This window comes from Georgenia wangjunii, from assembly GCF_036421975.1.
Classification (GTDB): Bacteria; Actinomycetota; Actinomycetes; order Actinomycetales; family Actinomycetaceae; genus Georgenia_A; species Georgenia_A wangjunii.
Window position 1 is genome coordinate 84,649 of the sequence record NZ_JAZGON010000008.1, and the last position, 11,837, is coordinate 96,485.

Sequence of the window (11,837 nt, forward strand, 5' to 3'; positions counted from 1 at the left end):
TGTTGGGCGATCTTCGTCACCACCCCCGCTTCGGAAGAGGGCGATCCCCGAGTGTCCACGCAGGAACACCCAGACCCCATTGCTGCCGCGTTCGGCGCGAACGAGTGGCTCATCGAGGAGCTGTTCGAGCAGTACAAGCAGGATCGGAACCTCGTCGACCCGGCGTGGTGGGACTTCTTCGCGGACTACGACCCCGCGACGTCCAACGGTTCCGCCAAGGAGGAGGACACCGACGACGGTGCCGCCCCTGGCGCGGCGGCCGCACCCGAGACCCCGGCGCAGGACGGCACGCCGGTCGACGCCGAGCGTGCGGCGAACCAGCCTGCCCCCACCCCGAAGACCAAGGCCCCCGCGGGCCGTGCCATGGCGGACGCACCTGTGACGAACGAGCCCAGCCGCAAGCCCACCCCCGCCGCGGAGCCGCGCTCCGAGGAGCCGGCGACCGAGAACGTCACCGGTGACGTCGCGCCGGCGCCGCCCGCCACGGCGCAGCCGATGAGCGCGGGGTACGCCCCCAAGCACAGCACGAAGCGCGACGGGGACGGCGACGGCGAGCCGGAGCAGGTCAAGCTCCGCGGGCCCGCCGCGCGCGTCGTGACGAACATGGAGGCCAGCCTCGAGGTCCCGACGGCGACGAGCGTGCGGGCGATCCCCGCCAAGCTCCTCGTCGACAACCGCATCGTCATCAACAACCAGCTCACCCGCGGCCGCGGCGGCAAGATCTCCTTCACGCACCTCATCGGCTACGCCGTCGTCGAGGCGCTCGTCGATATGCCCGAGATGAACGCCATGTACGAGGAGATGGACGGCAAGCCCGGCCTCGTGCGCCCGGCCCACGTCAACTTCGGCCTGGCCATCGACCTGCCGAAGCCGGACGGCACGCGCCAGCTCCTCGTCCCGGCGATCAAGGCTGCGGAGACGATGGACTTCGCCCAGTTCCGCACGGCCTACGAGGACGTCGTGCGCAAGGCGCGCACGGGCAAGCTCGCCGTCGGGGACTTCGCGGCGACCGTCACGCTGACGAACCCGGGGACGATCGGCACCGTCCACTCGATCCCGCGCCTCATGAAGGGCCAGGGCGCCATCATCGGCGTCGGGGCCATGGACTACCCGGCCGAGTACGCCGGCGCCTCCCCCGAGACGCTCGCCCGCGCCGGCATCTCCAAGGTCCTCACGCTGACGTCCACGTACGACCACCGGATCATCCAGGGCGCGGCGTCGGGCGAGTTCCTGCGCATCCTGCACACGAAGCTCCTCGGCGAGGACGGCTTCTACGACCGTGTCTTCGCCGCCCTGCGCGTGCCCTACGAGCCCGTGCGCTGGCAGCGCGACATCCACGTCGACCCGGACGTCGAGATGGGCAAGCCGGCGCGCATCGCCGAGCTCATCCACGCCTACCGCTCCCGCGGGCACCTCATGGCGGACACGGACCCGATCGCCTACCGCCAGCGCCGCCACCCCGACCTCGACATCACCAACCACAGCCTCACGCTGTGGGACCTCGAGCGGACCTTCCCCACGGGCGGGTTCGCCGGCACCTCACGCCTGCCGCTGCGCGACATCCTCGGGCTCCTGCGCGACTCCTACTGCCGCACGATCGGCGTGGAGTACATGCACCTGCAGGACCCGGTCCAGCGCCGGTGGATGCAGGCGCGGCTCGAGTCGCCGTACACGAAGCCGAGCGTCGAGCAGCAGCTCCAGATCCTCCACAAGCTCGGTGCGGCCGAGGCCTTCGAGACGTTCCTCCAGACGAAGTACGTCGGTCAGAAGCGCTTCAGCCTCGAGGGCGGGGAGTCGCTCATCCCCCTGCTCGACACGCTCCTCACCGGTGCGGCCGAGGAGGGCATGGACGAGGTCGCCATCGGCATGGCGCACCGCGGCCGGCTCAACGTCCTCGCCAACATCGCCGGCAAGTCCTACGCGCAGATCTTCTCCGAGTTCGAGGGCAACCAGGACCCGCGCACCATCCAGGGCTCCGGCGACGTGAAGTACCACCTGGGCACCGTCGGCGAGTTCACCGCCCCCAGCGGCGGGCAGACCCGCGTCTACCTCGCCGCGAACCCCTCGCACCTCGAGGCGGTGGACGGCGTCCTCGAGGGCATCGTCCGCGCGAAGCAGGACCGCATCGACCTCGGCTCGCAGGGCTTCTCGGTCCTGCCCGTCCTCATCCACGGGGACGCGGCGTTCGCGGGGCAGGGCGTGGTCACGGAGACGCTCAACCTCTCCCAGCTGCGCGGGTACCGCACCGGCGGCACGGTCCACATCATCATCAACAACCAGATCGGGTTCACGACCGGCCCGGCGAGCTCGCGCTCGACGCTGTACAGCACGGACATCGCCAAGGGCATGCAGGTGCCGATCCTGCACGTCAACGGTGACGACCCGGAGGCCGTGGCACGGGTGGCGGAGCTCGCGTTCGCCTACCGCCAGGAGTTCCACAAGGACGTCATCATCGACATGGTGTGCTACCGCCGCCGCGGTCACAACGAGGGCGACGACCCGTCGATGACGCAGCCGGTCATGTACTCCCTCATCGAGAACAAGCGCAGCGTCCGCAAGCAGTACACCGAGTCGCTCATCGGGCGCGGGGACATCACACAGGAGCAGGCCGAGGCCGCGCTCCACTCCTACCAGGCCGAGCTCGAGAAGGCCTTCACCGAGACCCGGGAGGTGGGCTGGCGCGCGCCCGTGCGCAACGACGACCAGGTGGCCGGGCTCGAGCTGCCCGAGTCCCAGCTCGAGGACGCCGGCACGATGGTCGGCTGGGAGACGGCCGTCGCGCCCGACGTCCTCGCCCGGATCGGTGCCGCGCACGTCCGGGCGCCCGAGGGCTTCACCGTCCACCCCAAGCTCAAGACGCTGCTCGAGAAGCGCGAGCAGATGTCTCGCGAGGGCGGGATCGACTGGGGCTACGGCGAGATCCTCGCGTTCGGGTCGCTCCTCATGGAGGGCACGCCGGTGCGTCTCGCGGGGCAGGACTCCCGCCGCGGCACGTTCGTCCAGCGCCACAGCGTGCTCCACGACCGCACGACCGGCGCCGAGTGGACGCCGCTCATGTACCTCTCGGGCAACCAGGCGAAGTTCTGGGTCTACGACTCCTCGCTCAGCGAGTACGCCGCCATGGCGTTCGAGTACGGGTACTCCGTCGAGCGCCCGGACGCGCTCGTCCTGTGGGAGGCGCAGTTCGGCGACTTCGTCAACGGCGCGCAGATCGTCGTCGACGAGTTCATCTCCTCCTCGGAGCAGAAGTGGGGCCAGCGCTCCTCCCTCGTGCTCCTCCTCCCGCACGGCTACGAGGGCCAGGGGCCGGACCACTCCTCCGCACGCATCGAGCGGTTCCTCCAGATGTGCGCCGAGCGGAACATGATCGTCGCCCAGCCGAGCACCCCGGCGAACCACTTCCACCTCCTGCGCCGGCAGGCGTACGACCGGCCGCGCGTGCCGCTCGTCGTCTTCACGCCGAAGCAGCTCCTGCGCCTCAAGGCGGCAGCCTCGTCCGTCGAGGACTTCACGACCGGCACGTTCCAGCCGGTCCTGCCGGAGCGCGCCGAGCTCGGGGACGTCTCGCGGGTGCTCCTGTGCTCGGGCCGGGTCTACTACGACCTGCTCGCGCACCGGACGAAGACCGAGGACACGTCCACGGCCATCGTCCGCCTCGAGCAGCTCTACCCGCTCGAGCTCGACGCCATCCGCGCCGAGCTGGACCGCTACCCGGGTGCCGACGTCGTCTGGGTGCAGGACGAGCCGCGGAACCAGGGGCCGTGGACGTTCGTCTCCGACCACCTGGGCGACGCGCTCGGCGGGCGCGAGCTCGCCGTCGTCTCCCGCGCGGAGGCGGCCTCGCCGTCGACCGGCTCCGGCAAGGTCCACCAGCGCGAGCAGGCGGAGCTCCTCGAGGCCGCGTTCCGCCGCTGAGCACCGTGCGCTCGCCGGGCCGGTCCCTCGTGGGCCGGCCCCGCGGCGTACGCGGGGTAGGTTCGCTCCGGACGGCGCCCACCGGCGCCGTCCGCGGCACGAGGACAGGAGCAGGTGCGTGAACGAGGGCCAGGTTCGGCTGTGCGTCGTCGGTGACGAGCTCGTCGCGGGGATCGGTGACCTCCGCGGGCTCGGCTGGGTCGGGCGCGTCGTCGCGCGCACCGAGACCGAGACGCCGATGTTCGTCGCGCAGCTCGCCGTGCCCGGCGAGACGTCGACCGCGACGGCCGGGCGGTGGGAGTCCGAGTGCGGGCGCCGGTTCGGTCACCGCACGACGAACCGGCTCGTCCTCGGCCTCGGGTCGAGCGACCTCCTCGAGGGGCTCTCCCTCGCCCGCAGCCGCCTCAACCTCGCCAACATCCTCGACGCGGCCCGGGCGCAGCACGTCGAGTGCTTCGTCGTCGGCCCGCCGCCGCGGCCCGACGTCGACCCGGACGCGCTCGCCGCGCTCTCCCACGCGTTCGCCGACGTCTCCTCCCGCCGGCAGGTGCCCTACGTCGAGACGTTCGCCCCGCTGCGCACCCACGACCAGTGGCACGCCGACGTCGCGTCCGGCGACGGCACGCACCCCGGGCAGGCCGGATACGGCCTCCTCGCGTGGCTCGTCCTGCACAACGGCTGGCACGAGTGGCTCGGGGTCCCGCAGGGCTGAGCCCGAGCACGCCGCGGGGGCCGGCCCCTCACACCTCGAGGACGAGCTTGCCCACGGCCTCGCCGCGCTCGAGCCGGCCGAACGCCTCCGCCGCCTGCGCGAGCGGCAGGACGTCGTCGACGAGCGGGCGCGTCCCGGTGGCGACGAGGAAGTCCTGGAGGGCGACGAGCTCGGCGCGGGTGCCCATCGTCGAGCCGACGACCCGCAGGCTCCGGAAGAAGACCCGGTTGAGGTCGGCCGGTGGCATGGCGCCGCTCGTCGCCCCCGCGACGGCGATCGTCCCGCCGGGCCGCAGGGCGCGCAGCGAGTGCGACCACGTCGCCTCCCCCACCGTCTCGACGACGGCGTCGACCTGCTCCGGCAGCCGCGCGCCCGAGGGGAAGACGGCGTGCGCCCCGAGCTCGCGGGCGCGCTCCCGCCGCTCCTCCGCCCGGCCGGTCACCCACACCCGCAGCCCGGCCGCCCGGCCGAGGAGCACGGCGGCGGTCGAGACCCCGCCGCCCGCCCCCTGGACGAGGACGGTCTGGCCGGGGCGCAGGGCCGCGGCGGTGAAGAGGAGGCGGTAGGCCGTGAGGTAGGCGGTGGGCAGGCACGCGGCCTCGGCCCACGTGAGGTCCCGGTGCTTGGGCACGACGTTGCGCGCCGGGACCCACACACGCTCGGCCATCGTGCCCGGGTAGCGCTCGGACAGGAGCGTGCGGCGCGGGTCGAGGGTCTCGTCCCCGTCCCAGTCCGGCGTGGGGACGACGGCGTGGACGAGGACCGGCGCGCCGTCGGCGTCCTCGCCGGCGGCGTCCGTGCCGAGCACCATGGGCAGCCGCTCCGCCGGCAGTCCCACCCCGCGCAACGACCACAGGTCGTGGTGGTTGAGCGCCGCTGCCCGCACACGCACCGGTACCCAGCCCGGCTCGGGGGGGCCGTCGTCGGGCAGGTCGGCGACGGCGAGCCCCGCCAGCGGCTCCTGCGGGTCCTGCGAGACGGCGTGGACGGTCCTCATGGACGCCAGCCTGCCAGGGTGGGACCCGGGGTGTGGGACGATAGGGGTGATGACCCCCGCCCGCGGGCGGGTCCTGACCGATCGAGACCGGGAGACACCGATGAGTAAGCGCGGACGCAAGCGCAAGGCTCGCAAGAGTGGCGCCGCCAACCACGGCAAGCGCCCCAACAGCTGAGCGACGCACGACAGACGACGAAGGGCCGACCACATGGTCGGCCCTTCGTCGTACTACGGGACGGGGCGGTGCGAGGACGGGGCGTCAGCGGGCGGGGCCGCCGCCGCGGAGCACCTCGATCTGTGCGACGACGCGCAGGCGCAGGTTCTGCGGCGCGACCTCCGCGCACGAGCGGCGGATGATCGCCCGCAGGTGCTGCTCGGCGTCGGTGGCCTCCTGGCACGTCGGGCAGCTGACGACGTGGTCGCGCAGCCGCGCGCGCTGGGTGTCGCTCATCTCGGAGTCGAGGAACTCGTAGAGGTGCTCAAGGAGCTCCTCGCAGCGGCACGGCCCGGCCTCGTCGGTCAGCGGCAGGTCGGGTCCCCAGCCGCGACGCGCGAGGTCCATCTGGTCTGCCATCGGCTCACGCCCCTCGCCCGTCACGACGTCCCCTCCGTCGCCATGCCCAGTGCGCGCGCGTGGTCGCTGAGCATGACGCGCAGCTGACGGCGCCCGCGGTGCAGCCGCGACATGACGGTCCCGATCGGGGTCCCCATGATCTCGGCGATCTCCTTGTACGCGAAGCCCTCGACGTCGGCGAGGTAGACCGCGATCCGGAAGTCCTCGGGCAGCTCGTTGAGCGCGTCCTTGATCTCCGAGTCCGGGAGGCGGTCCATGGCCTCCATCTCCGCGGACCGCAACCCGCTGGAGGTGTGGGACGCCGCCCGGTGGATCTGCCAGTCCTCGACGGAGTCCGCGTCCGACTGCAGGGGCTCGCGCTGCTTCTTGCGGTACGTGTTGATGAACGTGTTCGTGAGGATCCGGTACAGCCACGCCTTGAGGTTCGTCCCCGGGCGGTACTGGTGGAACGCGGCGAACGCCTTGGTGAACGTCTCCTGGACGAGGTCCTCGGCGTCGGCCGGGTTGCGCGTCATGCGCATCGCCGCGCCGTAGAGCTGGTCGATATAGGGCATCGCCTCGGCCTCGAAGCGCGCCGACCTCTCCTCGTCGCTCTCGGCGGCGGGGGCACGGTCGAGGTCGTCGTCCTCGTGGAGGTCACTCATCACCCTCGAGCCTAGCCGCCGCCGCAGCGCTCGCGCGCGCGAGGCCGGGTGCGCGGCGGGCCGGACGGGGCGTGGGCCGGACGCCGGGCGCGGCGGGGCCACGGGGGGCGCGGCGAGAAGGATGGTCACGGTCGGTGCAACCAGCGCTGCGGCCGGTGCATTCCGCACCGCCACCGGCGTCCGGCTCGTCTGCCCGCGTAGCGCTCGCCGCGAGCGCACGTTTGCGGTAGCAATGTCCTATGAGCCTCACGCGCCGACTCGCCCGCCCCCTGCTGGCATCCTCGTTCCTCGCCGACGGCATCGATGCCGTCCGCCACCCCGACTCCCACGTGGAGCGCTTCCGCAAGCTCGAGCCTGCCCTCGCCAAGATCGGCGTACCGTCGGCCCTCACGCAGGACACGCGCATGCTCGTGCGCGCCACCGGCGCCGTGACGACGGTGGCCGCGCTCATGCTCGCGACCAACCGGACGCCCCGCACCGCCGCCCTCACGCTCGCCGTCCTCACCGTGCCGATCACGATCGTCAACAACCCGGCGTGGTCGACGAAGGACCGGGCGCGCAAGAAGGAGCTCCAGCGCGGCCTCGCCCGCGGCGCGAGCCTCGTCGGGGGCCTGTTCCTCGCCGCGGTCGACCGGGACGGCAAGCCCTCGCTGGGCTGGCGCGTGAGCAACACCCGCGAGCACCGGGCCGCCCTGCGCGAGCTCAAGGCCTCGCTCAAGGGCTGAGCCCCGGCGCCTCGCTCGTCCACCCGCTCCACCCGCCGGAGGCGGGCGTCGTCCGCGACGCCCGCCTCTGCACGTAGGAGGCCGCGCGCGGTCGCGTCCCGCGGGCGGGCAGAGAGGGGGCCCGCGGGCGCGGCCCACTACCCTCGCAGGCATGGCACCGATCGATCCCGAGGTTGCGCCGGCCGAGCTCTGGCCCGCACCCGTGTCCCCCGGCCCCCTGGACGCCCTCGTGGCGGTCCCCGGCTCGAAGTCCTTGACGAACCGCTACCTCGTGCTCGCCGCGCTCGCCGCCGAGCCCACCCGGTTGCGGCGCCCGCTCCACTCCCGCGACTCGGCCCTCATGGTCGGCGCCCTGCGCGCCCTGGGCACGACGGTCGAGGCGATCGACGACGAGGGCCGCCCCGACGCCGCCGGCTCCGACCTCCTCCTCACCCCGGCCCCCCTGCGGGGCCCCGCCCACGTGGACTGCGGGCTCGCGGGCACGGTCATGCGCTTCGTGCCCGCCCTCGCCTGCCTCGCCGAGGGCGAGATCACGTTCGACGGCGACCCGCGCGCCCGCCAGCGGCCCATGGGCCCGATCATCGACGCCCTGCGGGACCTCGGGGCGCAGGTGGACGACGACGGCCGCGGCTCCCTGCCGCTCACCGTCCACGGGACGGGCAGCCTGCCCGGCGGGCGCGTCGAGGTCGACGCCTCCGCCTCGAGCCAGTTCGTCTCCGCGCTCCTCCTCGCCGCCCCGCGCTTCGCCGGCGGCATCGACCTCCACCGCACGGGCGCCGGGCTGCCGAGCCAGCCGCACGTGGACATGACCGTCGAGGTGCTCCGGGAGCGCGGCGTCCGGGTCGACGTCGAGGACGGCCCCGACGGCACGCCGGTGCGCTGGCGCGTCCACCCCGGCCCCGTCCGCGGCGGCGACGTGCCGGTCGAGCCCGACCTGTCCAACGCGAGCCCCTTCCTCGCCGCCGCCCTCGTCGCGGGCGGACGCGTCCGGGTCCCGGGCTGGCCGACGACGACGACGCAGGCGGGCGACGGCACACGCGCGCTCCTCGCCCGCATGGGCGCCGACGTCGACCTCACCGACGGCGTCCTCACCGTGACCGGGCGCGGCCCCATCACGGGCATCGACGCGGACCTCCACGACGTCGGAGAGCTCACCCCGACGGTCGCCGCGCTGTGCGCGCTCGCGCAGACCCCCTCCCGGCTGCGGGGCGTCGCCCACCTGCGCGGGCACGAGACGGACCGGCTCGCCGCGCTCGTCACCGAGATCAACCGGCTCGGCGGGGAGGCGGTCGAGACGCCCGACGGGCTCGACATCACCCCGCGCCCGCTCTCCGGCGCGCGCCTGGAGACGTACCACGACCACCGGATGGCGACCTTCGCGGCCATCATCGGGCTGCGCGTGCCGGGGGTCGAGGTCGTCGACGTCGGCACGACGGCCAAGACCCTCCCGGACTTCCCGGGCATGTGGCAGGCGATGCTCGCGACGGCGGACGAGCGGCGATGACCCGATGACCCCGCAGCACCGCGACACCGGGACCGACGACGACCGCGTGCGCCTGCGCCCCGCCCGCCGCGGGACGCCGCCCCGGACGAAGGTGCGTCCCGAGCACGCCGACGCCGTCCCGGCCATGGTCCTCGGCGTCGACCGGGGCCGGTACGCCCTGCTCGCCGACGACGGCACGCACCTCGTCGCCATGAAGGCGCGCGAGCTCGGGCGCGGGGCACGGACCGCCGTCGTCGTCGGCGACCGCGTCGGCGTCGTCGGGGACACGAGCGGGCGCAAGGACACCCTCGCCCGCATCGTGCGCGTCGAGGAGCGGGCGACGGCGCTGCGGCGCAGCGGCGAGGACGGGGAGTCCACGGGCGTCGAGCGGGTCATCGTCGCCAACGCCGACCAGCTCCTCATCGTCACGGCGCTCGCCGAGCCCGAGCCGCGCCCCCGGATGGTCGACAGGTGCCTCGTCGCCGCCTACGACGCCGGCATGGAACCGGTCCTGTGCCTGACCAAGGCGGACCTCGCCGACCCGGGTCCGTTCCTCGCCCAGTACGCCGCGCTCGAGGTCCCGGCGATCGTCACGTCGGTCGCCGGCGGCGAGGTCACCGGGCTCGACGCCGTCCGCGAGCGGCTCACCGGGCGCACGTCCGTCCTCGTCGGCCACTCCGGTGTCGGCAAGTCCACCCTCATCAACGCGCTCGTCCCCGACGCCCAGCGCGCCACGGGCGGCGTCAACGCCGTGACCGGGCGGGGCCGGCACACGTCGAGCTCCGCCGTCGCGCTCGCGCTCCCCGACGGCGGCTGGGCGATCGACACCCCCGGGGTGCGGTCCTTCGGGCTGTCCCACGTGGGCCCGGACGACCTCCTGCGTGCGTTCGGCGACCTCGCCGCCGTCGCGCAGGAGTGCCCCCGCGGGTGCACCCACGGCGAGCGCGCACCGGACTGCGCGCTCGACGCGTGGGTCGCCTCCGGCGCGGCGGGCCCGGCCGGGCAGGCACGGCTCGAGTCGTTCCGCCGGCTGCTCGCCGCGCGCACCGGTGGCGCGGACCCGGCCGGCTTCGCCGACGAGTCGTGATCAACGCCGCCGGGTGCCCGGCGCGGCCCGCCGGCGCGCGTGCGCACCGGCGATAGCGTGCGGACCATGGCTCTTGGCACCGCCCGCCCCCGCTACGACGACGACCTCCGCCTCGCCCACGTCATCGCCGACCAGGTGGACGCGCAGACGATGGCGCGCTTCGGCTCCCTCGACCTCGTCGTCGAGACCAAGCCCGACCTCACGCCGGTCTCGGACGCCGACCGCAGCGCCGAGGAGATCGTGCGCTCCCAGCTCGCGCGCACCCGTCCCCGCGACTCCGTCCTCGGTGAGGAGTTCGGCACGACGGGCCGCTCCCCGCGCCAGTGGGTCATCGACCCCATCGACGGCACGAAGAACTTCGTGCGCGGCGTGCCCGTGTGGGCGACCCTCATCGGGCTCGTCGAGGACGACGAGGTCGTGCTCGGCGTCGTCTCCGCCCCGGCCCTCGGGCGGCGGTGGTGGGCGGCGCTCGGGTCCGGCGCGTGGACGGGGCGCTCGCTGTCCGCGGCCCGGCAGATCCACGTCTCGAAGGTCACCGACGTCGCCGACGCCTCCCTCAGCTACTCCTCGCTCGACGGCTGGGCGCAGGACGGGCGGCTGCGCGCGTTCCTCGGCCTGGCGCAGGAGTGCTGGCGCACCCGCGCCTACGGCGACTTCTGGTCCTACATGCTCGTCGCCGAGGGCGCCGTCGACATCGCGTGCGAGCCCGAGCTCGAGCTGTACGACATGGCCGCGCTCGTGCCCATCGTCACCGAGGCCGGCGGGCGCTTCACCAGCCTGTACGGCGCGCCCGGCCCCTTCGGCGGGAACGCCGTGGCGACGAACGGCCTCCTCCACGACGACGTCCTCGCCGCGCTCACCGCCCAGCAGGACTGAGGGGCCGGCCCACCGTGGACGTGCGTCAGCTCGGGTGGCGGGCGGTGTACGAGGTGCTCGCCGCGCGGGTGCGCCGGCCCGAGTGGGCCTTCATGAACTACGGCTACGCCCCTGTCGACCCCGGCGCGGCGACGCTCCCGCTCGACCCCGCCGACGAGGCGGACCGCCGGTGCATCCAGCTCTACGACCACGTCCTCGGCCCGGAGCCGCTCGGCGGGGCCGACGTCCTCGAGGTCGGCTGCGGGCGCGGCGGGGGCGCGTCGTTCATCGCCCGCTACCGCCGGCCGCGCACGACGACGGGGCTCGACCTCTCGCGCAGCGCCGTCGCCCTGTGCCGGCGCCACCGGCGCGCCCCCGGCCTGTCCTTCGTCGCCGGGAACGCGCTCGCCATGCCGTTCGGCGACGCCTCGTTCGACGTCGTCGTCAACGTCGAGTCCTCCCACTGCTACCCCTCGGTGCCGGCCTTCCTCGCCGAGGTCCACCGCGTGCTCCGCCCCGGCGGCCACCTCCTCCTCGCCGACTTCCGCTCGGCCGAGGGGTTGGTCGCGCTGCGCGCCGAGCTCGACGGCAGCCCGCTGCGCGTCGTGGAGACCCACGACATCACGCGCAACGTCGTCGCCGCGCTCGACGTCGACGACGAGCGCCGCCGCGCCCTCGTCCGCTCGTGGATCCCGCGGACCTTCCGCCGCGCCTTCGAGCCCTTCGCCGGGCTGCGCGGCACGGAGACGTTCGCGCGCTTCGAGTCCGGGCAGACGCGTTACCTCAGCGCGCGTCTCGTCAAGGACGGCGGGCGCGAGGACGCCTGACCCCGTGCCCGTCGGGGC

Annotated in this window: 11 protein-coding genes; 8 read left to right on the forward strand and 3 right to left on the reverse strand. The window is 74.1% G+C overall.

All coding sequences use genetic code 11. The features are described 5' to 3' along the window. Positions 1 to 51 precede the first annotated feature (51 nt). Complete coding sequence (locus tag V2J63_RS12275; RefSeq protein WP_331231330.1) at positions 52 to 3,915, forward strand: multifunctional oxoglutarate decarboxylase/oxoglutarate dehydrogenase thiamine pyrophosphate-binding subunit/dihydrolipoyllysine-residue succinyltransferase subunit; 3,864 nt, start codon at positions 52 to 54, stop codon at positions 3,913 to 3,915. A gap of 118 nt (positions 3,916 to 4,033) precedes the next feature. Further along, positions 4,034 to 4,627: a GDSL-type esterase/lipase family protein gene (locus V2J63_RS12280; protein WP_331231331.1), complete on the forward strand. Its 594-nt coding sequence runs from the start codon at positions 4,034 to 4,036 to the stop codon at positions 4,625 to 4,627. Between the two features lie 28 nt (positions 4,628 to 4,655). Here the strand turns inward: V2J63_RS12280 and V2J63_RS12285 are convergent, their stop codons facing one another. Beyond that, the gene (locus V2J63_RS12285) at positions 4,656 to 5,624 is read right to left on the reverse strand and encodes a zinc-binding dehydrogenase (RefSeq protein ID WP_331231332.1); all 969 of its coding nucleotides are present in this window, start codon (positions 5,622 to 5,624) and stop codon (positions 4,656 to 4,658) included. Between the two features lie 100 nt (positions 5,625 to 5,724). On the opposite strand from V2J63_RS12285, the gene V2J63_RS15815 reads away from it, so the two are divergent. Next, positions 5,725 to 5,799 carry a 50S ribosomal protein bL37 gene (locus V2J63_RS15815; protein ID WP_434056330.1) on the forward strand — a complete coding sequence of 25 codons (75 nt, stop codon included), beginning with the start codon at positions 5,725 to 5,727 and terminating at the stop codon, positions 5,797 to 5,799. Between the two features lie 84 nt (positions 5,800 to 5,883). On the opposite strand, the gene rsrA is transcribed toward V2J63_RS15815, so the two are convergent. Further along, a complete protein-coding gene (gene rsrA / locus V2J63_RS12290) occupies positions 5,884 to 6,198 on the reverse strand; it encodes a mycothiol system anti-sigma-R factor (protein ID WP_331231333.1) in 315 nt (104 codons plus the stop codon). Positions 6,199 to 6,218: 20 nt separating this feature from the next. Then, positions 6,219 to 6,869 (reverse strand): sigma-70 family RNA polymerase sigma factor, encoded by a 651-nt coding sequence (locus tag V2J63_RS12295; protein ID WP_491062049.1) that lies wholly within the window; start codon positions 6,867 to 6,869, stop codon positions 6,219 to 6,221. A 212-nt stretch (positions 6,870 to 7,081) separates the two neighbouring features. Here V2J63_RS12295 and V2J63_RS12300 point away from each other — a divergent pair, with 212 nt between their 5' ends. The 5 genes from V2J63_RS12300 to V2J63_RS12320 all read left to right on the forward strand — a co-directional run bounded on the left by V2J63_RS12300 (position 7,082) and on the right by V2J63_RS12320 (position 11,819). Continuing rightward, positions 7,082 to 7,567, forward strand: a complete 486-nt coding sequence (locus V2J63_RS12300) for a DoxX family protein (RefSeq protein ID WP_331231335.1) — start codon at positions 7,082 to 7,084, stop codon at positions 7,565 to 7,567. Between the two features lie 151 nt (positions 7,568 to 7,718). Next, positions 7,719 to 9,071 carry a 3-phosphoshikimate 1-carboxyvinyltransferase gene (gene aroA / locus V2J63_RS12305; RefSeq protein WP_331231336.1) on the forward strand — a complete coding sequence of 451 codons (1,353 nt, stop codon included), beginning with the start codon at positions 7,719 to 7,721 and terminating at the stop codon, positions 9,069 to 9,071. Positions 9,072 to 9,075: 4 nt separating this feature from the next. Further along, positions 9,076 to 10,137, forward strand: coding sequence for a ribosome small subunit-dependent GTPase A (gene rsgA, locus V2J63_RS12310; protein WP_331231337.1), 1,062 nt, complete (start codon positions 9,076 to 9,078; stop codon positions 10,135 to 10,137). Positions 10,138 to 10,203: 66 nt separating this feature from the next. Next, the gene (gene hisN / locus V2J63_RS12315) at positions 10,204 to 11,013 is read left to right on the forward strand and encodes a histidinol-phosphatase (RefSeq protein ID WP_331231338.1); all 810 of its coding nucleotides are present in this window, start codon (positions 10,204 to 10,206) and stop codon (positions 11,011 to 11,013) included. 14 nt (positions 11,014 to 11,027) lie between these two features. Beyond that, on the forward strand, positions 11,028 to 11,819 hold the full coding sequence (locus V2J63_RS12320; RefSeq protein ID WP_331231339.1) for a class I SAM-dependent methyltransferase: 792 nt from the start codon (positions 11,028 to 11,030) through the stop codon (positions 11,817 to 11,819). Positions 11,820 to 11,837: the final 18 nt, after the last annotated feature.